Here is a 23,726-nt window from a genome sequence, read left to right on the forward strand (position 1 = left end):
GTCAGGCCGGCATGGGCTCCGGCAGAGGCTCCGCCGCTGCCGCTGTAGGGACTGCCAGCGCCGCCAGCCGGGCGCGGGCGCTGCCCTCCGCCGCCAGCAGCGTCGGCACCAGCGACGGGTCGGCGAGCTTCAGCGCCCCGATCCGTTCCAGTGCCTCGGTCTTCAGCGCGGCCAGACGGCGGTCCAGCGCCTCCAACTCGGCCCGCGGCACGGGACCCGCGCGGCCCAGCTCCAGCAGCTCGCCTTCCAGGGCGGCGACGGCGGCGATGCGTGCCTTGATCTCGGCGTCGTCGAACTCCTCCTTGATCGGCTTTCCGCGGAACCAGCGCACGCCGATCAGCAGCACCGACACCAGCGAGGCGAGCAGGCCCGCACCGGCCTGCGCGTCCTCCATCATCTCGGCGGAGAAGAAGGGCTCCTTGCGCGCCATGAAGCTGGTGGTTCCCTCCGACAGCGGGAATCCGGAGGGCAGGGCGATGTTCTCCTCGTCGAAGGACATGCGCAGCCGGCTCTGAACCGCCGGGCTGTAGAGCGCGTCCAGCAGGGCATGGACGGCGCGGGGCGGCACGCCAGCGTTGGCCAGCAGGTGCAGGTTGACGCCGATGGTCCGGCTGTCCTGTTCGGGCACCGGCGGCTCGACGCCGTAGGTGTAGGCGAGGATGGTCGCGTCGGCGACCCAGCCCAGCCGCAGCGCCAACGGGCCGGGGAAGGGAATCTCCAGGATGCGGTAACCGCGCTCCTGCACCAGGAACTCCGCCAGATAAGAGGGCTGGAAGGAGACGTTGACGACCACGTCCGGCAGCTTCTCCGGACGCATCGTCACGATCCGTTCGGCGCTGAAGTTGGTCTCGACGTAATCGACGCCTTCCTCCAGCTCCGACATCTTCAGGATCTGCTGCGCCACGACGCGCGTCCCGCCCGACTTGCCGCCGAGGTTGATGACCTTGCCGCGCAGGTCCTGGATGCCCTGGATCTCCGGCTTTACGATGAAATGGATCAGTTCCGGAGCGATGGTCGCGGCGTGGACGATGTTCTCGAAGGTCGGCTCCAGCCCGCCCTGGGACAGGGCGAGGTCCAGCTCGCCGGATTCCAGTTTCTCGAGCGCCTCCAGGCTGCCGCGCGTCGGCACGATCTTCAGCGCGACGCCGAACTCCCCGGCCTCCTCTTCCAGCACCTTGGCGAGGTAATGCCGGTTGCCCAGGATCTCGCCGCCGGTGATGGTGAGCTGGTAGCGGCGCGGCATCAGGTCGTAGACGAAATAGCCGGACACGCCCAGCAGCGCCGCGATCAGCAGGACGCCGACGCAGCGGCGCACCAGCTCGTTGCCCTGGAACCGGGCCGCGATGTCCGTGAGATGGGAGGTGTAATCGTCGGACATGATGTTCCCTTCAGCGGACCGCGATCAGGCCCATGGATTCCAGCGCGTCCTGCCCGGCGCGGCTTTGCGCGAAAGCCAGAAAGGCCCGCGCCTGCGGCCGCTTGTCGCCCTGAAGGACGCAGTAGAAGGAGCGGGTCAGCGGATAGCGGCCAGACAGGATCGTGGCGCGGGTGATCGGCACCCCGTCCACCGCCAGCACCTTCACCTGGGCGCCCCGTGCCTGCGCCGCCGTGACGTCGGCCAGCGTGGCGTAGCCGGCGCCCGCCGGATCCGCCGCAACCCGCTCGATCATGGCGGCGCCGCTTTCCAGGAGCACCGCGTTGGGCGTCATGTCACCGTTGTCCAGGACCAGCTTTTCCAGCGCCTTCTGGACGTCGGAGCCCTCCTTGCGGCGGTAGACGCGGACGGCGCCATCGGTGTCGCCCTTTGCCCCGGCCTCGCTCCAGCCCAGCTCCGCCCAACCCGCGGCCTTGCCCTCGAACAGGGCGGCGGCCTGCCGCTTGCTGACGTTCTGCACGGGATTCGTCGGGTTGACGATCAGCGCGACCGCGTCGCGGGCGACCAGGTAGGAGCGGGTCAGCTTGTCCTCCTCGGCGCGGCTGGGCTCGCGGGAAGCCATGGCGACGTCGATGGCGCCGCGCCGGACCGCGATCAGGCCCGGCGCGGTCCCGCCGCCTTCCAGCACCATGTCCGTCCGCGGATTCTCCCGCGCAAAGGCGTCGGACAGCGCCGACGCGTAGGACAGGAACTCCTCCGACCCCGCGATGAGCAGCGAAACCCGCTGCTCCTGCCCCAGGTCCCAATTTGTCGTGGCCCCGCCCAGCAGGAACGCCACCGCCCCGCCGCCGGCCACCAGCAGCAGCCTCCGCCCCACGCTCATGATCTGTTCCTCACGGGTTGGCCGGTTGCAGCCCGGCCGCCTCGACCAAGGCTCGTGCCGCCGGCGAACGGAAGTAGGCAACGAAGCGCCGCGCGGCCTCGCCGGAATCGCCCCGGGTGACCAGCGCCATCTCGCGCCGGATCGGGAAGCGGCCGTCCCGCACCGTCTCGCGCGACGCCGCCACCCCGTCCACGGGCAGGGCCTTCAGCGCCCCGTCGGCGGTACCCATTCCCAGATAGCCGATGGCGTGGGGATCGGCGGCCAGCACCGCCTTCATCTGGGCGGCGGACACCGACTGCGCCTTCGGCGTCTGCACGGCCTCCCCCAGCACGCCGTGCCGCCAGGCGTCGGCCGTTCCGGAGGAGGAGGGCAGGGACAGCAGCGTGATCGGGGCGTCCGGCCCGCCGACCGTCCGCCAATTGGTGACAGCGCCCGCGTAGATCGCGCCGATCTGCTTCAGCGACAGGGACGGGGCTGGGTTGCCGGGATGGACCACCGGTACGATGCCGTCCACCGCCACCGGCTCCACGACCAGCGTGGCCTTCAGCGCCGCGGCGCGCTTGCGCACCTCCTCCGGCACCGCCGAGGAGATCATGGCGATGTCCGCCGTGCCGTCGAGAAGGGCCTTCAGCCCCGGTCCGCTGTCGCCGCCGCTGACCACGACGGCCTCGCCGGGATGCTCCGCCATGTAGGCCTCGGCCACCGTCCGGGCGACGGGCAGCAGCGAGTTGGACCCGCGCACATGCACCGTGGCACGCTCACCGGCGGCCAAGGCGGGCGCCCCCGCCCCCGTGATGAGGCCGGCGGCCAGCCATGCCGCAATCGCCGCCGCTCGAACAGCCGTCACCCCGCACCTCCGCATTTCTATGCGAAGGCATTAGCTCAAATGCACTCTGTGGAAAGCAAGCGATAACCGGCGCCGCTCCCTTTCCGCCGCCCGGAAATCCGGGTCGCGGAAAGGGCTCGCCGTCCGGCGTGTCTCAGCCCGGAAGCTGCACGTTCGCGGAAGCCTGCCGCAGCCGGTCGAGCAGGGACTTGGTGGCGAAGCCGTCGGGCACCGCGCCGACCGATGCCTGGAAGCGGCGCACGGCGTTGCGGGTGTTGGCGCCGACGATGCCGTCGGCGGTGCCCGGTTCCATACCCAGCGCCGCGAGCCGCTGCTGAAGCTCCACGCGCTCGGTCTTGCTCAAGGGCTGTTCGTGGCGCGGCCACGCCCCCTGCACGCCGGGCCGGCCGGCCAGCCGGTCGGCGAGGACGGCCACCGCCAGCGCGTAGCTGGTGGAGGGGTTGTAGCGCATGATGGCGCGGAAGTTGTCGCGCGCCAGGAAGGCCGGCCCCTGATGCCCGGCCAGCACGAGGATCGCGGCGTTGCCGTCGCCCGCCGGCTCCCCGCCGGCGGCCGTCCGCACGCCCATGCGGCGCCATTCGGAGATCGGCTTGGTGATGGACAGCTCCGCCTGGTCGTAGGGGAAGCCCTGCGGCAGCACGACCTCCTCGCCCCAGCGCTCGCCCGTGCGCCAGCCGTTCGCCCGCACGAAGGCGGCGGTGGAGGCGAAGACGTCCGGCATGCTGCCCCAGATGTCGCGGCGGCCGTCGCCGTCCTCGTCGGCGGCGTGGGCCAGGAAGACCGTCGGCATGAACTGCGTCTGGCCCATGGCGCCGGCCCAGGATCCGCTCATCCGCTCCAGCGGGATGTCGCCGGAATCGAGGATCTTCAGCGCGGCCAGAAGCTCGTTGCGGAAATAGGTCGCACGCCGCCCCTCGTAGGCCAGCGTGGTCAGCGCGTCGATGACGGAGAAGCCGCCGGTCGAGCCGCCGAAATTCGTCTCGATCCCCCAGAAGGCGGCGAGGATTTCCGCCGGCACGCCGCTGCGCTCGCTGATCCGGCGCAGGAGGGTGGCGTTCTCCTGCATGCGGGCGCGCCCGTCCTGGACGCGGCGGTCGCTCGCGGCGCTGTCCAGATACTGCCAGACCTGGCGTGTGAATTCAGGCTGGCTGGTGTCCAGCTCGACCACCCGGTCCGAGAGCTTCACCCGCGCGAAGGCCCTGTCGAAGGTCGCCGGCCGGATGCCCTGGCGCGTCGCCTCCTCGCGCAGGCCCTGGAGCCAATCCGGGAAGCTCTGCGTCGGCCGCACGGCGGGCACGGCCGCCGTCGGCGTGGCGGCCGCGGCGGGCGACGCGCCACCGGCGGCGGGCGTCTGCGCCGAGGTCGTCTGGCAGGCGGCGAGGAGCAGGGCGCCGAGAAGGGCGGACGCGGGCAGCGGGAGGAGGGTGCGCATACGCTTTCGAACCGTGCTGGAAAAGGGCTCCGAACCCTAAGCACGGACGGCCCTCCGGCTCAACCGACAAACGCGTGAGATAGCCCGGAAATGGCTCCTGAGCGGGCCGATCATCCGTGAACAAAACTTGAACAAACCGCCGATAATACCCATATGGGGACTATCCCGAAATGACTCTTGCCCAACGACCACGAACGAGACTCGCGGCCGGCTTTCCCTCCTGCGGAAGGCTCCGGTCCCGGAGGATTTGCCATGCCTTTCATGCCGACCATCGACCTTACCCCCCAGGTTTCCATGCTGCTGGCGCGCGGCGCGCTGCACCTGAACCCCGGCCAGTGGGTTCGGGGCGAAAAGGGACGCGGGCGGTACCTCCGCACCGACCCGCGCACCGGCACCACCTATGTCAGCTGGCTGCGCCCCGGCGACGGATGGGACCAGGCCGCCCAGCGTTTCCACCGCGCCTGCCGGAAAGGCTTCATCGGCAAGTACCGGCCCCTGTACGAGGCCGAGAAGGCGCGCCGCGACATGGCCCGCCTGATCGCAGACAACAACCGCCACCCCGTCCCCCGGCCCGCCGCCCGTGCGGAGGAACGCCAGGGCGCCCTGCCGCTGTGAGCGGCGGGGTAATGACGCACTGTTAGCGCAGACAAGAAGAACCGGAACAACGATCACCCAACCGTCATCCCCGCGAAAGCGGGGATCCAGAACTTCTGCACCTAAGTGCTTATATGGCCTGGATTCCCGCTTTCGCGGGAATGACGGAAGGTGGTTGAGCGGCAAAAGCCGTTATCATCTTGCGGTCGGCTTTACGCCCTCCGACATCACGACACCTACCGAAACAGCAACTCCACACAGGCCGCGCCGATCCCGACCCCGTGTGGCCGTCGGAACGGCAAGGGCCTCAAGACGCCGCCTGCACCAGCGCATGCCGCTTCCGCCCGGCGGAGAGCCTGATGCGGCCGTCCGCGTCCAGTTCGGCGAGGCCGGCCAGCGCGGCCTCGTCGGTGACCACCTCGCCATTCACCCGCGCGCCGCCGTCCCGGACCAGCCGCCGCGCCGCGCCCTTGGACTCCGCCAGCCCGGCCCGCACCAGCAGGTCGACCACGGCGACGCCGGCCGTCAGGTCCGCCCGCTCCACGGTGATGGTGTGCAGGCCCTCCGCCGGGGCGCCGTCCGAGCCTTCGAAGGTGCGGCGGGCCGTTTCCGCCGCCTCGGCCGCCGCGGCGTCGCCGTGGCACAGCCGCGTGGCCTCGTTCGCCAGGACCTTCTTCGCCTCGTTGATGCCGGCGCCGGGCAGGCTTTCCAGCCGGGCGATCTCCTCCAGCGGCAGTTCGGTGAAGAGGCGCAGGAAGCGCCCGACGTCCGCGTCCTCCGTGTTGCGCCAGAACTGCCAGAACTCCCAAGCGCTCAGCCGCTCCGCGTTCAGCCACACGGCACCCGCCGCCGTCTTGCCCATCTTGGCGCCCGACGCGGTGGTCAGCAGCGGGGTGGTCAGGCCGAACAGCTCGGTTCCATCCATGCGGCGGCCCAGCTCGATGCCGTTGACGATGTTGCCCCATTGGTCCGACCCGCCCATCTGCAGCCGGCAGCCCCGGCGCCGCGACAGCTCCGCGAAGTCGTAGGCCTGGAGGATCATGTAGTTGAACTCCAGGAAGGTCAGCGGCTGCTCCCGCTCCAGCCGCAGCCGGACGGAATCGAAGCTCAGCATGCGGTTGACCGTGAAGTGGCGGCCCACGTCGCGCAGCAGCGGGATGTATTTCAGCTCGTCCAACCAGTCGGCGTTGTTCACCATCACCGCGTCGGTCGGGCCTTCGCCGAAGGTCAGGTACTTGGCGAACACCTTGCCGAGCCCGGCCATGTTCGCCGCGATCGCCGCGTCGTCGAGCATCGGGCGGGTCGTGTCGCGGAAGCTGGGATCGCCGATGCGCGTCGTGCCGCCGCCGATCAGAACGATCGGCTTGTGCCCCGTCCGCTGGAGCCAGCGCAGGGTCATGATCGACATCAGGTGCCCGACATGCAGGCTGTCCGCCGTCGCGTCGAAGCCGATGTAGGCCGGCACGACTCCTTGCGCCAGGGCGCCGTCCAGCGCCGCCAGATCGCTGCACTGGTTCAGGAAGCCGCGCTCGGTCAGCGTCCGCAGGAAGGCAGAGGAGGGCGCGAAGCTCGGCGAATGCGGGGAGGGGGTATTCATGGAAAACATCTCCGGGAGGGAAGGGCCGCGCCCCGGAGATCTGCTGTCGAAACACATGCCGCCGGACCGCGGCGGCATGTCGTCAGGTCATGATCGAACGCGCCGCCCTATGTGGACAGCGTATAATAACGGCAGGTCTGAAGGTCACGTGCGTTCATGGCCGGGACCCTAGGCGGCGAACCCACACCACGTCAAGCCCGACCGCCCGTTCCGCGCTAATCGAAAGTGGTGACGCCTATCCGCATCGGCTCGCTTGGCCGGGGTAACACGGCCTCGCCCGCGTCTGAGCTTTCGCCTGCATTGCGGCGGTAAAGCCCCCGTCCAAGCTTAGGAGCCAGCCTTTGCCTAACAGGGAAGTCATGTCTGATGCAGCCGGCATCCCAGAAAAACAAGATCACGTCGCTCGAAGCGGGACGCTTCATCGCGGCGCTCCTGGTGGTCCTGCACCACGCGACCCTGATCCCGACCGAGGCACGCTTCCTCGGCTATGAGCCGCTCGGCGGCTGGTTCTTCCCCGGCCACATGGGGGTGGAGTTCTTCTTCGTCCTCAGCGGCTTCATCATCATGTACGCACATCAGGCCGATCTCGGCCGGCCGGCGCGGATCGGTTCCTACCTGTGGCGGCGCGTCTCGCGCATCTATTTCCCCTACTGGATCGTTCTCGCCGTCCTGATCCCGGCCTACCTCTTCACGGGCATGGGCTCGGCGGAAAAGCGCGATCCCGTCTACCTGCTGCTGTCGATCTTCCTGGTCCCGCAGGAAGCGCAGCCGGCGCTCGGCGTCGCCTGGACCCTGACGCACGAGGTGATGTTCTACGCCCTGTTCGGCCTGTTCATCCTGAGCCGCCGGCTCATGGTGCCGGTCATCGGCCTCTGGCTGACGCTCATCCTGGCCAACCAGTATGTGCTGAACCTGCCGTTCCCCGGCGGCTTCATCCTCAGCCTCTACAACGTGCTGTTCATCATGGGGCTGGGCTGTGCGCTGTATGTCAGCCGCCGCAGCGTGCCGATGCCGGGTCTGGTGCTCGGGCTCGGGCTCGCCATCGTCGCCGCGGCCTGGGCGGCCGAACTGGCCTTCGAGCTGCGCTGGGACCTGCAGCGCATTACCTACGGCGTCAGCTCGGTGCTGATCGTGCTGGGGCTGGTGGAACTGGAGCGGTCCGGCCGGATCCGCGTGCCGTCCTGGATGGTCGCGCTGGGGGCCGCCTCCTACGCGATCTACCTCGTCCACGCGGTGGTCCAGTCCTTCGTGCTGAACGGCGTCTTCCGCACGAGCGTCGCCGGCTGGCTTCCCGAATGGGCGCTCTTCGCCGCCCTGGTGGCGCTGCCGGTAATCGTCGGGGTGGTCTTCCATCATGTCGCGGAAAAGCCGGTGATCCGCCTGTTCCGGGCCGTGCGCTTCGGGCGCGGCGGTGCCGCGGCATCGATGCCGCAGGGCATGTCGCGCGACCATTCCACCGTGTCGTGACGCGGCCGGCGTGAAGAAAAAGGCCCGGCTTGGGAAAGCCGGGCCGAAGGGCATTCGGAACGAAGGACATGGTGTGCGCGGGAGGGACGTCGTCCGCCCCGCCGACAATCAGGAGTGTGTATCGAAACGGTGGTTCGCGCAACCGGAAACAGCCCCCGTTGCGGGAAGCCCTTCCACGGGATGGGTGCAGGCGGTTGCGTGGGGGCTGGGCCGGCGGCCTGTCCTGGGGCGGCTCCGAAAGAGGCTTGTCAAGCCGGTATCCCCGGCGGCGCGGCCTCTCCAATGGGATCCCCCGGACGCGCCACTATCGAAACTGGAACCGGTCTTTACACTCCTCGTTTTCCGGATAAATGCCGTGCAAACGGCCAAGACATAGTCGAGGCGAAACGATGATGGCAAATGGGACGGGCGGTAAGCTTCGGGTCGCGATCGTGGGCGTCGGCAACTGCGCCTCGTCGCTGGTGCAGGGCGTGCACCACTACCGGAACGCGGCCGAGGACACGGATGTCCCGGGCCTGATGCATGTGCGGCTCGGCGGCTACCATGTCGGCGACATCGAGTTCTCCGCTGCCTTCGACATCTCGGCGGCGAAGGTCGGGCGCGACCTGTCGGAAGCCATCCTGGCCGAGCCGAACAACACCGTCCGCTTCGCGGAGGTCCCGAACCTCGGCGTCACGGTCCAGCGCGGCCCGACGCTGGACGGGCTGGGCCGCTACCTGACCGGCGTGGTGAGCGAGTCGGAGGCCGACGCCGCCGACGTGACGGCGGTCCTCAAGCGCACGCGCACCGACGTGCTGGTCTCCTACCTGCCGGTCGGCTCGGAGGAGGCGACGCGCTGGTACGCCGAACGCGCGCTGGAGGCCGGCGTCGCCTTCGTCAACTGCATCCCGGTCTTCATCGCCTCCGACCCGGTCTGGGCGCGCCGCTTCACGGAAAAGGGCGTGCCCATCATCGGCGACGACATCAAGAGCCAGGTTGGCGCCACCATCGTCCACCGCGTGCTGACCAACCTGTTCCGCGAGCGCGGGGTGCGGCTGCACCACACCTACCAGCTGAACTTCGGCGGCAACACTGACTTCCTGAACATGCTGGAGCGGGAACGGCTGGAGTCGAAGAAGATCTCCAAGACCCAGGCCGTGACCAGCCAGCTCGGCCATCCGCTGCCGGCCGGCGACTGCCACATCGGCCCGTCGGACCATGTGCCCTGGCTGACCGACCGCAAGTTCTGCCACATCCGCATGGAGGGCGAGGGCTTCGGCGGCGTCCCGCTGAACCTCGAGCTGAAGCTGGAGGTGTGGGACAGCCCGAACTCCGCCGGCGTCGTCATCGACGCGGTGCGTTGCGCCAAGCTGGCGCTCGACCGCGGCATCGGGGGCCCGCTGGAGGGGCCGTCCTCCTATTTCATGAAGTCGCCGCCCGTCCAGTTCACCGACAGCGAGGCCCATCTGCGCACCGAACGCTTCATCCTCTCCGGCGATTGAGGGCCGGGGCGATGACGCTGGTCCATCTCGTCCGCCACGCGGACCACGACTATGTCGGCCGGGGCCTCGCCGGACGCATGGCCGTGCCGCTGAACGAGGGCGGGCGGGCGCAGGCCGAACGGCTCGCCCGCCGCCTCTCCCGGGAGCGGGTCACGTCGGTCTGGGCGAGCCCGTTGCGCCGCACGGTGGAAACGGCGGAGCCGGTCGCCCGCGCGCTGGGCCTGCCCTTGCAAACCGACGACGCGCTCCAGGAGGTCGAGTTCGGCGCCTGGACCGGCAGATCCTTCGCGGAGCTTGAGGACGATCCCGATTGGCGGCACTGGAATGCGTCGCGCAGCCTGCACCGGCCGCCGGGGGGCGAGTCGATGACCGAGGTCCAGGCCCGCATGGTCGGCTTCATCAACCGGCTCGCCCGGGAGGGGCAGGGCGGCCCGGACGGCGCGCATGTGCTGGTCGGCCATGCCGACCCGATCCGCGCGGCGCTCGCCTACTATCTCGGCGTACCCCTCGACCTGTTCCTGCGCATCGAGGTCTCACCCGCCTCGATTTCCGTTCTGGCCCTCGACAGCTGGGGGCCGCGCGTCCTGCGCGTGAACGGCACCCTCGACGACGGGAGCATAGCGCCAGCACCATGAAATTCGTCATCTTCGGACTCACCATCAGCTCCTCCTGGGGCAACGGGCACGCCACCCTATGGCGCGGGCTGGTCAAGGCGCTGCTGCGCCGGGGCCACCAGGTCGTCTTCTACGAGCGCGACGTGCCCTACTATGCGGAGCACCGCGACCTGTGGGAGATCCCCGGCGGCACGCTCGTGCTCTATTCGGACTGGGATGAGGTCGCCCGCGACGCCGCCCGCCACGCCGACGAGGCGGACGTGGCGATGGTCACCTCCTACTGCCCGGACGGGGTCGCGGCCTCGCACCTCGTGCTCGGCAGCAAGGCGCGGCGCACCGTCTTCTACGATCTCGACACGCCGGTCACCCTGTCGCGGCTGGACGCCGGGGAGCGGCCGGCCTACCTGCCGCCGGAAGGGCTGGGCGGCTTCGACCTCGTGCTCAGCTACACCGGCGGCGAGGCGCTGACCGAGCTGAAGACCCGGCTGGGGGCGAAGGCGGTGGCGCCACTCTACGGCTGGGTCGATCCGGAGGTGCACCGGCCGACCGACCCGGCGCAGCATTACCTCGCCGACCTCTCATATCTCGGCACCTATGCCGAGGACCGGCAGGCGGCGCTGGAACAGCTCTTCATCGAGCCGGCGCGGCGGCTGCCCCGGCGGCGCTTCGTCATCGGCGGCGCGCAGTATCCGGAGAGCTTCCCCTGGACCTCCAACATCTTCTTCGTCCAGCACCTGCCGCCCGCCGAGCATCCGGCCTTCTTCTGCTCCTCCGTCCTGACGCTGAACGTCACGCGCGACGCCATGAAGCGGATGGGCTGGTGCCCGTCGGGCCGGCTGTTCGAGGCGGCGGCCTGCGGCGTGCCGCTGGTGTCGGACTGGTGGGAGGGGCTGGAGAGCTTCTTCGAGCCGGGGCGCGAGATCCTCGTCGCCAAGGAGACGGACGACGTGACCACGGCGCTGATGCTGCCGCGCGACCATCTGGCGACGCTCGGCCGCCGCGCTCGGGAGCGCACGCTGGCGGAACACACGGCCGAGCATCGCGTGTCGCAGCTTCGCAAGCTGCTGGACCTGACCGGCGGCGGAGGCGACGACTGACATGTGGGGCATCATTCCGGCCGCGGGCAGCGGCACGCGCATCCAGCCGCTCGCCTTCTCCAAGGAGCTGCTGCCCGTCGGCAGCCGCCTCGACGACGGCACCGAGCGGCCGCGCGCGGTGAGCGAATACCTCATCGAGCGCATGGTGAAGGGCGGGGCCGACAAGATCGCCTTCGTCATCTCGCCCGGCAAGTTCGACATCCTGCAATATTACGGCGGGCAGGTGGAGGGGGCGGACCTCGCCTATGTGGTGCAGCCGCGCCCCGGCGGGCTGTGCGACGCCATCTTCCGCGCGCTGCCGCTGATCCACCCGTCGGAGCCCGTGATCATCGGGCTTCCGGACACCGTCTGGTTCCCCGACGACGCGCTGGCGGCGCTGCCGGACGACCGGCTGTCCTTCCTGCTCTTCCCGGTCGAGAACCCGCAGGTCTTCGACGCCGTCGTCACCGACGGCGGCAACCGGGTGCTGGAGATCCAGGTGAAGAGCCCGGAGGCCAGCACCCCCTGGGTCTGGGGCGCCTTCAAGATGCCGGGTGCCGTGCTGCACGAGTTGCACGCCCTGTGGCGCGAGCGCGAATGCGAGGACGAATACATGGGCACGCTGGTCAACGCCTGGATCGCGCGGGGCGGGGAGGCGGTCGGGGTGCGCGCCGGCACCTCCTATGTCGATGTCGGCACAGTGCGCGGCTACCGCGCGGCCATCGCGCTGCTGAGCGGCGCCGGCCGCGAGGCGGCGGAACGCTGACGGGCCTGGATTGCGAACAATCAAAATGGGGAGACGAGGGACGTGACACCTGAGGTGATCGAGCGGCGGGTCCGTGAACTGGGCGACTGGTTCCACAACATCGACCTGAAGGGCGTGCGGACGGCGCCGAACCATTTCCTCGGCGACTATCCGGCGATGAAATGGCGCAACTTCGCCCACGCCATCCCGCAGGACCTGTCGGGCAAGACCGTGCTCGACATCGGCTGCAACGGCGGCTTCTATTCCATCGAGATGAAGCGGCGCGGCGCCGACCGGGTGGTCGCGGTCGATTTCGACGAGCGCTACCTTGCCCAGGCCCGCTTCGCCGCCGAGGTGATGGGCGCCGACATCGAGTTCCACCAGCTCTCCGTCTATGACGTCGCCAAGCTGGGCGAAAAGTTCGACGTCGTCTTCTTCATGGGCGTGCTCTACCACCTGCGCCACCCGCTGCTGGCGCTGGACCTGATCTGGGAACATGTCGCCAAGGACATGCTCGTCTTCCAGTCCATGCTGCGCGGCCCGGCGGAGGTCTTCCCGGTCGAGCCGGACTACCCCTTCGCCGAGACCGCCCATTTCGAGCAGCCCGGCTTCCCGCGCATGGCCTTCGTCGAGCACAAATACAGCAACGACGAAACCAACTGGTGGATCCCGAACCGCGCCGGCGCCGAAGCCATGCTGCGCTCCGCCGGATTCACCATCCTCGAACATCCGGAGGAGGAGGTCTTCGTCTGCCGCCGCGGCGAACGCTCCGAATTCGTCCAGACCGTCCACCCGGCCACCGGCCCGGAGCGGTAGCAGTCCTTTCCCTTCTCCTCGGGAGGTGGCGTTCAGCATCGGTTTCGGAGCGGCAGGTAAAGCAGGAGACAGCGACTTGTACGTCATCCCCGCGAAAGCGGGGATCCAGAACTCCAGGCGACGCGCTTCTGTCGCAAAGCCTGGATCCCCGCTTTCGCGGGGATGACGGAAGAGTGGTGTTCTGTCGGGAGCCTGCTGCAACGACCGGTGTGAATGCCGTCCTCGCCCGGGAAAAGACGACGTCACGAAATACACAAGCCATTGCTCCAAGACACATAAAAGAGGCTATAGCGATGATCGAAGCGGTGATGCTCTGGAACGAGCCCAACAACAAATCCCATTGGGACTTCCAGATCGACCCGGAATGGCAGCAGTTCGCGGAGATGATCAACTGCGCGGCGGACGCCATCGCGCAGGTCAACCCGCGCCTGCCGAAGGTGCTCGGCGGCATCTCGCCGATCGATCCGGGCTTCATGACGAACATGAAGAACCGGGGCGTGCTCGACCATCTGGACGCGGTCGCCGTGCACGGCTTCCCGCTGGACTGGAACCACTGGCAGATCAACGACTGGCCGGAGAAGCTGAAGGAGATCCAGGCCGTCACCGACCTGCCGCTCTGGGTGTCGGAGGTCGGCGTCTCCACCTTCGGTGCCGAGGAAGTGCAGGTCTTCGGCGTCGAGCGCACGGCCGAGCTGCTGCGTGGCCGGGTGCCGCGCATCCACTGGTACAGCCTGTTCGACCTGCCGCGCGCCTGGCCGGCCACCACCCGCCACCGCGAGGCGGAGGGCTCCTCCTACTACCGCCACTTCTACATGGGGCTGGTGCGCGAGGACGGCAGCGAGAAGCCGGCCTATGAGACGTTCGCGCAATATACGCCGGACATGGGCCTGTGCCAGTGGTTCCACTTCCAGGACCACCGGCTGGACGAGGGCGTGCGCCGCATGAAGGAGCTGGGGGTGACCTACCTCCGCACCGGGCTGAGCTGGGCCGACTATTACCGCGAGGGCGCGCTGGACTGGTTCGACCAGCAGATGGAGGCGCTGAGCGACTTCAACGTCACCGTGACCTTCTGCTTCACGCCGGAGCACCGGGGCGTCGAGCCGCACTACACCAGCCCGCCGCAGGTGAAGGAAGAGTTCGCGGAGTTCTGCGCCGAGATGGTGCAGCGCTACGCCCCGGCGCCGAGCAGCGCGCTTACCACTTCCGCCGCGGCGGTGTGACGCCGTCCCCTCCACCTTCCGCGCTCCGCCCGGAGAGGCTCCCGGCCCCGCAAAGCGAGGGGCCAGGGGCATCCGGTCCGGGGGAGTTCCGCCCGGAGGACAAGCCATGACCCTCACCGTCCTCAGCGTCGCACCGCCCCTGGCCCTGGTCGGCCCGGAGCCCTCCGGAACGGCGGACCAGGTGCTGACGGGCATCGACGCCGCGCTGCTGCGCGCCGGCCACCGCTCGGTCGTCATCGCCCGCGAGGGTTCGAGCGTGGCCGGCGTCCTGGTCCCCATGCAAACCAACGGTGACGCACCGGCCGCCCGCATGCGCGCCACCATCATGGAGGCGATCGACCGCCACGAGGTCGATCTCGTGCATCTGCACGGGCCCGACTTCATGAATTACCTGCCGCCGCCGGGCGTGCCGGTGCTGGTGACCCTGCACCGTCCGCTCGACCGCTATCCGGCGGACGCCCTGGCGCCGGCCCGGCCCGACACCTTCCTGCAGGGCGTCTCGGTGGCCCAGACGGCGGCGGCCCCGCCCGGCGCCATCCTGCTGCCGCCCATCGAGCCCGGCGTGCCCGTCGACCGGCTGTTCATCCGCGTGCCCAAGCGGCGCTTCGTCGCCGCCATCGGGCGGGTGGCACCGGAGCGCGGCTTCCACCTCGCCCTGGAAGCCGCGCGTCGCGCCGACATGCAGTTCGTCCTGGCCGGCGACGTGCCGCGCACTCCGGAGGCCGCGCGCTATTACCGGGAGGAGATCCATCCCCGTCTCGACGGCCGCCGTCGCTACCTCGGCCCCATCGGCTTCGCCCGCAAGCGCTGGATGCTGGGGGCGGCGCGCTGCCTGCTGGCGCCCAGCCTGTCGGGCGAGGCGGCGAGCCTCTCCGCCATCGAGGCGCTGGCCTGCGGCACCCCGGTGGTGGCCTTCCCGACCGGCGCCCTGGCCGAGATCGTGGAGCCGGGCGTCACCGGCTTCCTGGTCGGGGACGTGGAAGAGATGGCCGAGGCCATCGACCGGGCCGAGGGCATCGACCCGGAGGCCTGCCGCGCCGCCGCCCGCGCCCGCTACTCCCAGGACGCCATGGCGGCCCGCTATCTCGCCTTGTACGATGACCTTATCGTCGGCAACGCCCGAGCCGAGGAGGCCGTGGCCGGAGCGGCTTAGGCGGCGCCCACCTGTTTCCCTGGAGGGGCACAGGTGGGCGGTCCCTTCGTGCCGGGCGCTGCCCTTCCGGTCAGACCCCGATCCAGTCGCCGCCGGGCGCCGTGGTGAACAGCGATTCCACGCCGTTCCGGGCGATCCAGGCGTTCAGGTCATCGGGGTGCTGCGGCAGTGAGATGCGCACCTCGTCCTCGCCGTTGTCGAAGGTCAGCCAAGCCGACTGGCCGTGGCCGGGCACGCCGATGCCGAGATAGGTCCAGTCGTCCGCCACGGCGACCTTGTCCACTCCCAACTCGAAATCGGCGATGCCGTCCATCGTCCAGCCCGGCGTGCCGTCCATGGCGCGCGTGGACAGGAGGAAAATGTCCGCCCCGGCGCCGCCCCGCATGAGGTTGCCGTCGCCGTTCGACAGCAGCAGGTCCTGCCCGTCGCCGCCCGACAGGTTGTCGTAGCTCCCGCCGCCGAGCAGCGTGTCGTTTCCGCCGCCGCCCGTCAGCGTGTCGGCGCCGTCCCCGCCAGACACGAGGTTGTTGCCGGAATTGCCGGCAATGACGTTGTCCAGCCCGTTGCCGGTGGCGCTGCCATTGGCCGAGGCTCCGGCCTCCTGGAGCGTCAGATCCTCGAAATTGGCGCCCAGCGTCCATGAGAACTTGGCGATGACCGCGTCGCGCCCGGCGCCGGCCTGCTCGACCAGCACGTCTTCCGGCCCGTTCACCCAATAGGTGTCGTTGCCCGTGCCGCCGGCCAGCCGGTCGGGGTCGGCGTCGTTGCCCGCGAAGAGCACGTCGTTGCCATCGCCGCCGTCCACCGTGTCGGCCCCGTTGCCGCCGTCCAGCGTGTCGTTGCCCCCGAAGCCGTAGACGATGTCCGAACCGTCATGCCGCCAGATCGCGTCGTTCCCGGCCGTGCCGTTGGTGACCGTCGCCGGGCCGCTGCCGCCGGGGGGCGGGGAGGTGAAGAGCGCGTTCGCTCCGTTCCGGGCGATCCAGGCGGTCAGCACGTCGGGGTGCTGCGGCATCAGCAGCCGCACCTGATCCTCGCCGTTTTCGAAGGTCAGCCAGGCCGACTGACCATGCGTCGGCGTCCCGACTCCCTTGTAGGTCCAGCCCGCGGCCAGGGCGATCTTGTCCACCCCCAGTTCGAAGTCGGAGGCGGCGTCCGTGGACCAGGTGGGCGTGCCGTCCTTGGCGCGCGTGGTCAGGGAGAAGACGTCCGCCCCGGCGCCGCCCCACATGCGGTTGCCGTCGCCGTTCGACAGCAGCAGATCCTGCCCGTCGCCGCCATACAGGTCGTCGAGCCCGGCCCCGCCGTCGAGCGTGTCGTTGCCGCCACTGCCCCTCAGCGTGTCGTTGCCGCCCCCGCCCGACAGGAGGTTGTTGCCGGAATTGCCGGCGATGACGTTGTTCAGCCCGTTGCCCGTGCCGCTGCCGTTGGCCGAGGCCCCGGCCTCCTGGAGCGTCAGGTCCTCGAAGTTGGCGCCCAGCGTCCAGGAGAACTTGGCGATGACCGCGTCGCGCCCGGCGCCGGCCTGCTCGACCAGCACGTCCTCCGGCCCGTTGACCCAATAGGTGTCGTTGCCCGTGCCGCCGACCAGCCGGTCGGGATCGGCGTCGTTGCCGGCGTAGAGCACGTCGTTGCCGTCGCCGCCATCCACCGTGTCGGCCCCGTTGCCGCCATCCAGCGTGTCGTTCCCGCCGTATCCGTAAACGATGTCCGAACCGTCATGCCGCCAGATCTGGTTGTTTCCACCCGTACCGTAAGTCACGATGGCCATGATTACTCCGCCTCCTGTTATCTGCCATTCGTCCTAGTGGCGTATGGATTTAAGCGAAGCAACAGAAGCGGCGTCCCGGGTCTTGGAGTGGTAGCGGACGGAGCAACGGGAAGGGGGCATGTTCAACGCGCGCGGATTGTTCCGCCGCGCCGGAGTAGCCCGGTCGCCGGATACTTTCCCTTAACGGCGGGCCGCCCTTCAGCTTTTCGGGGAGGGCGCCGGCCTTTTTGGGCCGTAGAAGATCACCCAGGTCCTGAAGTCCCCGGTGAAGCTCTCGAAGCGGTGCGGCGCATGGGCCGGCACATAAAGCAGGTCTCCCGGACCGAAGGGCACCCGTTCCTCATCCCGGCTGAAGACGCCGGTTCCCGACGCGACGATGTAGAGTTCGTCGCGCTCGTGCGGATTCTGCCGGTCGGTCTCCACCGGCGCGTACAGCTCGACCGAGATTTCCTCGCCCCGCTCGAAGACGGTCTCGAAGGGGCTCTCCGCCGACAGGCGCCGGGCGACGTCGGCCAGGGTCACGCGGAGGTCGGCTTGTCCGGAGGGCATGTCCGCCGTGCTGCTCATGATGTCTCCTTCTGGAAGGCCGGCGTCTCGCCCGGTGCTTTCTCGGCCGTGGATGCTTCCGGCGCCTCCGGAATCCGCACGCCGCGCCGCGCGAGCTGCCAGGTGAAAAGCGAATGCCCGACCGTGGCGCGCGTCAGCGTGACGGCCGCGGTGACACCGATCAGGGCGGCCAGCGTGACGGTGTGGCTGGCGGTCATCTCGAAGACCATCAGCACGGTGGAGATTGGCGCGCCGAGCACGGCGGCGGCCACCGCCCCCATCCCGACCACGGCGTAGAGGCTGGCCGTCGGCCCGCCCCCGGCCAGCAGGCCGAAGGCGGCGCCGGCCAGCGCTCCCAGATAGAGGGCAGGGCCGAAGAAGCCGCCCGCGAAGCCCGAACCGTAGGACAGCCAGGAGGCCGCCAGCTTGGCCATCAGCAGGGCGGCCAGCACCGGCAGAGGAAAGGCCAGCCGCAGCGCCTCGTCCATGGTCTGGTAGCCGACGCCGAGCACCTGCGGAAAGCCCAGGGCCAGCAGCCCCAGCAGCAGACCGCCCAAGCCCGGATGCAGCCAACGCGGCAGGCCGAGGCGCCGCTCCGTCCACTGGAAGGCCCTCTGCGCGGCGAGCGACCCGCCCATGAAGGCGAGAGCCACCGCCCCGGCGGCCAAGCCGAGCAGCGCGAAGAGCGGGTATTCGAGCAGGGCGGGTTCACTCTGCGGCGGCAGGAGGAAGGCCGGAAACTCGCCGAAGGCCGCCCGGGTCATGATGGTTCCCACCACGGCACCCAACACGATGGGCGTGAAGGCCGCCAGCACCGCGCCGCCGGTCACCACCTCCAGCGCGAACAGCGCCCCGGCCAGCGGCGCGTTGAAGGAGGCGGCGACGGCCGACGCGACGCCGCACCCCACCAGAGTCCGGGCATGCCGCGCCGGAAGTCGCAAGGGGGCCGACAGCCGTGAGGCCAGCGCCGCGCCGAGATGCACCACCGGCCCCTCCCGGCCCAGCGAGGCGCCGCTGCCGAGTGACAGCGCGGAGGCGATGGCGGAGACGGCGCCTGCGCGCATCCCGATGCGCCCCTGGCGCAGGGTCACCGCCTCGATCACGTCGGCGACGCCCTGCGGCCGCCCTTCCGGCAGGAACCGGCGCACGAGCAGCCCGACCACCAGCCCGCCGAGCGCCGGGGCCAGCACGACCCGCCATGCCGGGAGCGCGGCTGCGGCCGAGGCCAGCCGCTCCTCGCCCCAGCCGAAGGCGGCATGCTGGACCAGCAGGATGGCGTGGCGGAACAGGATGGCCCCGCCGCCGGCCAGCGTGCCGACGGCGATGGCCGCAAGCGCCAGCACGATGCGCTGGTCGAGCAGCGCGCGGCGCAGGCGGCGGAGCAGGGGGTTCGCTGGGGCGTTGGGGTCGGACCGTCGGCGGGGCATGCTGGGAGGGTTTCGCGGGCGTTCCCGCCATTAGAGCGCCGGCGTGGTGCATGCGGAAGCGCAATCGGTGCCTCCCGCATTCATAGCCATGCTGTCCGGCCCTGTTGCCGGGTCCCGGCACCGGCGCTATGGTCCCGCTCCTTTTTTCCGGAGCCGTCATGCCGTCCGTCACCATCCGCCCGGCCGTCGAGGCCGACTCATCCGTCATCCTGCGCTTCGTCCGGGAACTCGCCGAGTTCGAGCGCGAGCCGAACGCCGTCAAGGCGACCGAGGAGGATTTCCGGCGCGACGGCTGGGGCGAGCGGCCGGTGTTCGAGGCGTTGATCGCCGAGTTGGACGGAGCGCCCGTCGGCTTCGCCCTGACCTTCCGCAACTACTCCACCTGGGAGGGGCGGTACGGCATCCATGTGGAAGATCTCTACGTGACGCCGGAGGCGCGCCGTCATGGGGTGGGCCGGCTGCTGCTGGCCGCGGTGGCGCGCCGCGCGGTGGAGCAGGGCTGCCGCCGCGTGGACCTGGCGGTGCTGGACTGGAACCCCGCCCGGGCCTTCTACGACCGCATCGGCTTCCGCCGCATGGAGGAGTGGCTTCCCTACCGGCTGACGGGCGATGCCCTGGCGGCCCTGGCCTCGCAATCCGAGGCATAGTCAAAACTGTTCGGAGAAGCGTGTCCCGGAAACACGAAACGGGACACCCTTTCAGGCGTCCCGTTTCAACGCGGCTCGCGGGCCAGACCCAATCCCGCGTGTTGCTCCGCGCGCTGCCGTCCGATGTTCCGCGTATGGCCCTTTCAGGCGGCGCGCCGGCCGGCGGCGCTGCCCAGCACGTCCAGGTAATCGGCGCGCTCGTCCTTCAGGCTGGTCAGAAGATCGTTCAGGCTCTCGCGGACGAACGGGTCGCTCTGCGCGTCCAGCTTCGTTTCGGTGAGCTTGATGAATTCGTCCAGCAGGCCGATGTGGGCGAGGGACGAGGCGTTGATCTTCTCGGCGGTGACAGCGAACATTGTTCTTCTCCGTTGGACTTGGTGGCCTGGGCCCGCGTCTTGGTGGCTTTATTTAACCGTTACGAAAGTTAACGGCTCGCTAACGGGCCTATGCGCGAGGTCATATCTTGCGGGGTAATACTAAGACCTGGCAGTAAAGGTAGCGCCCATCCATCCGGATTACTCCGCTTTGCTAGAGTCCGAATTGCGTCGGACTCAGGTTGAGGGATTCGCACAGCCTGCGGGCCATGTGGGACTGGGCCGGGGCCAGCTCGTCTCCCTCGCGGGCGAGCTGGAGGCAGGCTTCGGCGGTCTGTCTGGCGAGATCGGCGTCACCCTTCACCGCGCGCAACGCGGCGATGGCTTCCTCCTCGCCGATGTCCTGGTTGTCCCGGATCCGTCCGGAATGCCGGTCGAAGGCGGAGGCCGCCTCCGTCAGGCTTTGGTCCGGCAGGTCGGCGCCGTCCAGCAGAGTGCGGAAGCGCCCGCCGACCCCGGCGGCATCGGCCCCGTCGACGCTGCCGAGGAGCGCACAGCCCGCGGCGACCGCGTCCAAGGCCTTGTCATTCCCCATCCAATCCCGATTCATGCCGCTTCCCGTCTGTGGTCATTGCGCAACAGGCAAGAAGGCTCAGCGGTTTCAAAGGGATGAGGAAGGCATAAGGATAAAGCATCAGGCTTTCGGAGAGGGTCCTATGCCGCTTTGCGCATCCGGTCGAGTTCATCCGCCATATCCGCGCGTGCGATGGCGGCGGCGACCAGATCGTCGAACAGGTCGTGCAGGATGTTGCCGAGGCGCGCCGGGCCGCGGCCGCCGACCGCCGGACCCTCCATCAGCAGGGCGCCTTCCTGGCCGCGCCAGCCGGGCTGGCCATGCGCGACGGCGCGCCATCCCTGCGCCTTCATCTCGGCAACGCGCGCCGTAGCAATGAACGCCCGAACGTGATCCACCGCGAACTCGTCCATGGGGACTCTCCCTGGCCAACCCTTCGATGCCGTTAACCTTACGCTCAAGCCGGGAACGAAACAAGAACTCCGTTGCGGATCCTCGCGCGACTCCGTGGTAGAGGCGGAGTGGCCCGCCAGGGGGACGCCCCGTGCCATGCGTTTTTCCCCCTTGCCGCCGGGGCGGTTTCGGAAAACCCTTAACGCCGGGATCACTTTCGACGAGGGGAACACCGCCATGACCGGCAAGCCCGGGGTGCGCATCGAAACCGACAGCTTCGGCCCGATCGAGGTGCCGGCCGACCGCTACTGGGGCGCGCAGACCCAGCGTTCGCTCCACAATTTCCGGATCGGCGGCGAACGCATGCCGGCGCCGCTGGTGCGGGCGCTCGGCATCCAGAAGAAGGCCTCGGCACGGGCGAACATGGCGCTGGGCGTGCTCGATTCCAAGATCGGGCAGGCCATCGTCGAGGCGGCGGAGGAGGTGATCGACGGCACGCTCGCCGATCATTTCCCTCTGGTGGTCTGGCAGACCGGGTCCGGCACCCAGACCAACATGAACGCCAACGAGGTGATCGCCAACCGCGCGATCCAGGCGCTGGGCGGCGAGATGGGCTCCAAGTCGCCGGTCCACCCGAACGACCACGTCAACATGGGGCAAAGCTCCAACGACAGCTTCCCGACGGCGATGCACATCGCCGCCGCCGAGCAGATCCATCACGAGCTGGTGCCGGCGCTGGAGCATCTGCACGCCGCACTCGACGCCAAGGCGAAGGAATTCGCCGACATCGTGAAGATTGGCCGCACCCACCTGCAGGACGCGACACCGCTGACCTTGGGCCAGGAATTCTCCGGCTACGCCACGCAGGTGCGGTACGGGGTGGAGCGGGCCAGGTCCGTCCTGCCGCGCCTGCTGCCGCTGGCCCAGGGCGGGACGGCGGTCGGCACCGGCCTCAACGCCAAGGCCGGCTTCGCCGAGGCCTTCGCCGAGGAGGTCGCACGCATCACCGGGCTGCCCTTCGTCACGGCGGAGAACAAGTTCGAGGCGCTGGCCACCCACGACGCGCTGGTGGAGGCGCATGGGGCGCTGAACACCATCGCCGTGTCCTTGATGAAGATCGCCAACGACGTCCGGCTGCTCGGCTCCGGCCCGCGCTGCGGCATCGGCGAACTCTCCTTGCCGGAGAACGAGCCGGGCTCCTCCATCATGCCCGGCAAGGTCAACCCCACCCAGTCGGAAGCGATGACCATGGTCTGCGCCCAGGTGATGGGCAACCACACGACCGTCACCATCGCCGGCGCCACCGGCCATTTCGAGCTGAACGTCTTCAAGCCCGTGATCGCCTACAACGTGCTCCAGTCGATCCGGCTGCTGGCGGACGCGGCGGTCAGCTTCACCGACAACGCCGTCGTCGGCATCGAGGCCAACCGCGAGCGCATCGGCCAGCTCCTGAACGAGAGCCTGATGCTGGTTACCGCGCTGAACCCGCACATCGGTTACGACAACGCCGCCAAGATCGCCAAGAAGGCGCACAAGGAAGGCACCACCCTGAAGCAGGCCGGCGTTGCGCTGGGCCTGCTGACGGAGGAGCAGTTCGACCAGTGGGTCCGGCCGGAGAAGATGGTCGGCCCACGTTGAAGACCTTTCTTTGAGGGCCGGGCCTTGAGGAAGCGTTCCGTCCTGATCGCCGGCCACCCCACCAGCGTGTCCCTGGAGGAGGAGTTCTGGGACGCGCTGAAGGGGATCGCCCAGGCGCGCGGCCGGTCGGTCAACGCCCTGATCGAGGAGATCGACGGCACCCGCACCGGCAATCTCTCCAGCGCCATCCGCGTCTTCGTGCTGAACGCGGTGCGGAGCGGCCGGGAGGATGGCGGCGCGGACGGAGCCGGTTAGGCGGGGGCGGGCGTGACCGCCCCTGGACAGCCGGCCCCACCCCCTCTACACCGAAAGGACGAGACAACAGAACAGGCATCCGCCGTGCCGCCCGACCTGACGCTCCTCGACGCCTGCGCCCTGGCCTGGTTCCTGACGATGTGGATCGGCTACAAGCTGGCGCAGGACCATCTGTTGCGCGGGCGCATGGTGGTGAACCAGCATCTGCGCAAGGTGCGCGTCCATTGGATGGAGCGGATGCTGGACCGCGACAACCGCATCATGGATTCGCAGCTCGTCGGCCACACGATCAACAGCTGCACCTTCTTCGCCTCGACCACCATCCTGATTCTGGCCGGCCTGCTCGGCTCCTTCGGCGCCATCGAGCACGCGCACGAGATCCTGACCAGCCTGACCTTCACCGTCAGCACCTCGCGCCAGCTGTTCGAGATCAAGATGGCGCTGCTCGTGCTGATCTTCACCTTTGGCTTCTTCAAGTTCACCTGGGCGCTACGCCAATACAATTACTGCTGCGCGCTGCTCGGCTCGGCCCCGCTGACCTTCACCGACCCGGCGGAGCGCCGCCTGATGGCGGAGAACATCGCCGATGCCCTGACCCTGGCGATCACCGCCCTGAACGACGGGCTGCGCGCCTATTACTTCGCGCTCGCCGGCCTGTCCTGGATGATCCACCCCTGGCTCTTCATCATCGCCAGCGGCTGGGTCGTGCTGGTCCTGCTGCGCCGTCAGGCCTTCTCCGGCACGGAAAAGATCATCCGCGCCCAGCTCCAGGCGCTGGAGCGGCACGAGGGGTAGGGGTGAAGCTCTTTCAAAGTAAGTACAATAAAGACCAAGCGGGATAGATCCGACTTTTCGTCATCC

24 protein-coding genes are annotated in these 23,726 nt (G+C 69.2%); 13 read left to right on the forward strand and 11 right to left on the reverse strand.

The genetic code is table 11. The features are described 5' to 3' along the window. Nucleotide 1 precedes the first annotated feature (1 nt). From JUB11_RS08610 to JUB11_RS08625, 4 genes are all read right to left on the reverse strand, one after another. A complete protein-coding gene (locus JUB11_RS08610; protein WP_207458103.1) occupies nt 2–1,378 on the reverse strand; it encodes a TAXI family TRAP transporter solute-binding subunit in 1,377 nt (458 codons plus the stop codon). Between the two features lie 10 nt (nt 1,379–1,388). Further along, nucleotides 1,389–2,258, reverse strand: a complete 870-nt coding sequence (locus tag JUB11_RS08615) for a phosphate ABC transporter substrate-binding protein (protein WP_207458104.1) — start codon at nt 2,256–2,258, stop codon at nt 1,389–1,391. A gap of 10 nt (nt 2,259–2,268) precedes the next feature. Continuing rightward, on the reverse strand, nt 2,269–3,105 hold the full coding sequence (locus JUB11_RS08620) for a phosphate ABC transporter substrate-binding protein (RefSeq protein WP_207458105.1): 837 nt from the start codon (nt 3,103–3,105) through the stop codon (nt 2,269–2,271). Between the two features lie 133 nt (nt 3,106–3,238). After that, the gene (locus JUB11_RS08625) at nt 3,239–4,537 is read right to left on the reverse strand and encodes a lytic murein transglycosylase (protein WP_207458106.1); all 1,299 of its coding nucleotides are present in this window, start codon (nt 4,535–4,537) and stop codon (nt 3,239–3,241) included. A gap of 252 nt (nt 4,538–4,789) precedes the next feature. Here JUB11_RS08625 and JUB11_RS08630 point away from each other — a divergent pair, with 252 nt between their 5' ends. Continuing rightward, on the forward strand, nt 4,790–5,152 hold the full coding sequence (locus tag JUB11_RS08630; protein WP_207458107.1) for a hypothetical protein: 363 nt from the start codon (nt 4,790–4,792) through the stop codon (nt 5,150–5,152). Between the two features lie 286 nt (nt 5,153–5,438). On the opposite strand, the gene tyrS is transcribed toward JUB11_RS08630, so the two are convergent. Next, on the reverse strand, nt 5,439–6,728 hold the full coding sequence (gene tyrS, locus JUB11_RS08635) for a tyrosine--tRNA ligase (protein WP_207458108.1): 1,290 nt from the start codon (nt 6,726–6,728) through the stop codon (nt 5,439–5,441). Between the two features lie 366 nt (nt 6,729–7,094). Between tyrS and JUB11_RS08640 the strand changes: the two genes are divergently transcribed. The 8 genes from JUB11_RS08640 to JUB11_RS08675 all read left to right on the forward strand — a co-directional run bounded on the left by JUB11_RS08640 (nt 7,095) and on the right by JUB11_RS08675 (nt 15,300). Then, the gene (locus JUB11_RS08640) at nt 7,095–8,195 is read left to right on the forward strand and encodes an acyltransferase (RefSeq protein WP_207458109.1); all 1,101 of its coding nucleotides are present in this window, start codon (nt 7,095–7,097) and stop codon (nt 8,193–8,195) included. 389 nt (nt 8,196–8,584) lie between these two features. Further along, nucleotides 8,585–9,676 carry an inositol-3-phosphate synthase gene (locus JUB11_RS08645; protein ID WP_247886929.1) on the forward strand — a complete coding sequence of 364 codons (1,092 nt, stop codon included), beginning with the start codon at nt 8,585–8,587 and terminating at the stop codon, nt 9,674–9,676. An 11-nt stretch (nt 9,677–9,687) separates the two neighbouring features. Then, nucleotides 9,688–10,311, forward strand: coding sequence for a histidine phosphatase family protein (locus tag JUB11_RS08650; protein ID WP_207458110.1), 624 nt, complete (start codon nt 9,688–9,690; stop codon nt 10,309–10,311). Next, the gene (locus JUB11_RS08655) at nt 10,308–11,387 is read left to right on the forward strand and encodes a glycosyltransferase (RefSeq protein ID WP_207458111.1); all 1,080 of its coding nucleotides are present in this window, start codon (nt 10,308–10,310) and stop codon (nt 11,385–11,387) included. Before JUB11_RS08650 ends, JUB11_RS08655 begins: the two co-directional genes overlap by 4 nt. 1 nt (nt 11,388) lies before the next feature. Then, nucleotides 11,389–12,132 (forward strand): sugar phosphate nucleotidyltransferase, encoded by a 744-nt coding sequence (locus tag JUB11_RS08660; protein WP_207458112.1) that lies wholly within the window; start codon nt 11,389–11,391, stop codon nt 12,130–12,132. Between the two features lie 42 nt (nt 12,133–12,174). Beyond that, the gene (locus JUB11_RS08665; protein ID WP_207458113.1) at nt 12,175–12,927 is read left to right on the forward strand and encodes a TIGR04290 family methyltransferase; all 753 of its coding nucleotides are present in this window, start codon (nt 12,175–12,177) and stop codon (nt 12,925–12,927) included. A gap of 209 nt (nt 12,928–13,136) precedes the next feature. Next, on the forward strand, nt 13,137–14,147 hold the full coding sequence (locus JUB11_RS08670) for a glycosyl hydrolase (protein WP_348771392.1): 1,011 nt from the start codon (nt 13,137–13,139) through the stop codon (nt 14,145–14,147). Nucleotides 14,148–14,253: 106 nt separating this feature from the next. After that, nucleotides 14,254–15,300 (forward strand): glycosyltransferase, encoded by a 1,047-nt coding sequence (locus tag JUB11_RS08675; protein WP_207458115.1) that lies wholly within the window; start codon nt 14,254–14,256, stop codon nt 15,298–15,300. A 70-nt stretch (nt 15,301–15,370) separates the two neighbouring features. Here JUB11_RS08675 and JUB11_RS08680 read toward each other — a convergent pair whose 3' ends face one another. The 3 genes from JUB11_RS08680 to JUB11_RS08690 all read right to left on the reverse strand — a co-directional run bounded on the left by JUB11_RS08680 (nt 15,371) and on the right by JUB11_RS08690 (nt 19,044). Then, nucleotides 15,371–17,071 carry a calcium-binding protein gene (locus tag JUB11_RS08680; RefSeq protein ID WP_207458116.1) on the reverse strand — a complete coding sequence of 567 codons (1,701 nt, stop codon included), beginning with the start codon at nt 17,069–17,071 and terminating at the stop codon, nt 15,371–15,373. A gap of 198 nt (nt 17,072–17,269) precedes the next feature. Continuing rightward, nucleotides 17,270–17,638 (reverse strand): cupin domain-containing protein, encoded by a 369-nt coding sequence (locus tag JUB11_RS08685; protein ID WP_207458117.1) that lies wholly within the window; start codon nt 17,636–17,638, stop codon nt 17,270–17,272. Then, nucleotides 17,635–19,044, reverse strand: coding sequence for a chloride channel protein (locus tag JUB11_RS08690; protein WP_207458118.1), 1,410 nt, complete (start codon nt 19,042–19,044; stop codon nt 17,635–17,637). Before JUB11_RS08690 ends, JUB11_RS08685 begins: the two co-directional genes overlap by 4 nt. Nucleotides 19,045–19,202: 158 nt before the next feature. On the opposite strand from JUB11_RS08690, the gene JUB11_RS08695 reads away from it, so the two are divergent. Continuing rightward, complete coding sequence (locus JUB11_RS08695) at nt 19,203–19,691, forward strand: GNAT family N-acetyltransferase (RefSeq protein ID WP_207458119.1); 489 nt, start codon at nt 19,203–19,205, stop codon at nt 19,689–19,691. 143 nt (nt 19,692–19,834) lie between these two features. On the opposite strand, the gene JUB11_RS08700 is transcribed toward JUB11_RS08695, so the two are convergent. The 3 genes from JUB11_RS08700 to JUB11_RS08710 form a co-directional block, all read right to left on the reverse strand. Then, the gene (locus tag JUB11_RS08700) at nt 19,835–20,047 is read right to left on the reverse strand and encodes a hypothetical protein (RefSeq protein ID WP_207458120.1); all 213 of its coding nucleotides are present in this window, start codon (nt 20,045–20,047) and stop codon (nt 19,835–19,837) included. A gap of 172 nt (nt 20,048–20,219) precedes the next feature. Beyond that, nucleotides 20,220–20,615: a TerB family tellurite resistance protein gene (locus JUB11_RS08705; RefSeq protein ID WP_207458121.1), complete on the reverse strand. Its 396-nt coding sequence runs from the start codon at nt 20,613–20,615 to the stop codon at nt 20,220–20,222. Nucleotides 20,616–20,719: 104 nt separating this feature from the next. Then, nucleotides 20,720–20,992, reverse strand: a complete 273-nt coding sequence (locus JUB11_RS08710; protein ID WP_207458122.1) for a hypothetical protein — start codon at nt 20,990–20,992, stop codon at nt 20,720–20,722. Nucleotides 20,993–21,209: 217 nt separating this feature from the next. Here JUB11_RS08710 and fumC point away from each other — a divergent pair, with 217 nt between their 5' ends. The 3 genes from fumC (at nt 21,210) to JUB11_RS08725 (ending at nt 23,660) form a co-directional block, all read left to right on the forward strand. Further along, on the forward strand, nt 21,210–22,610 hold the full coding sequence (gene fumC / locus JUB11_RS08715; protein WP_207458123.1) for a class II fumarate hydratase: 1,401 nt from the start codon (nt 21,210–21,212) through the stop codon (nt 22,608–22,610). A 24-nt stretch (nt 22,611–22,634) separates the two neighbouring features. Further along, on the forward strand, nt 22,635–22,865 hold the full coding sequence (locus JUB11_RS08720) for a ribbon-helix-helix domain-containing protein (protein ID WP_207458124.1): 231 nt from the start codon (nt 22,635–22,637) through the stop codon (nt 22,863–22,865). Between the two features lie 84 nt (nt 22,866–22,949). After that, nucleotides 22,950–23,660 carry a DUF599 family protein gene (locus JUB11_RS08725; protein ID WP_207458125.1) on the forward strand — a complete coding sequence of 237 codons (711 nt, stop codon included), beginning with the start codon at nt 22,950–22,952 and terminating at the stop codon, nt 23,658–23,660. The last annotated feature ends 66 nt before the right edge of the window (nt 23,661–23,726 follow it).

This window comes from Azospirillum sp. SYSU D00513 (assembly GCF_017356015.1).
Lineage (GTDB): Bacteria > Pseudomonadota > Alphaproteobacteria > Azospirillales > Azospirillaceae > Azospirillum.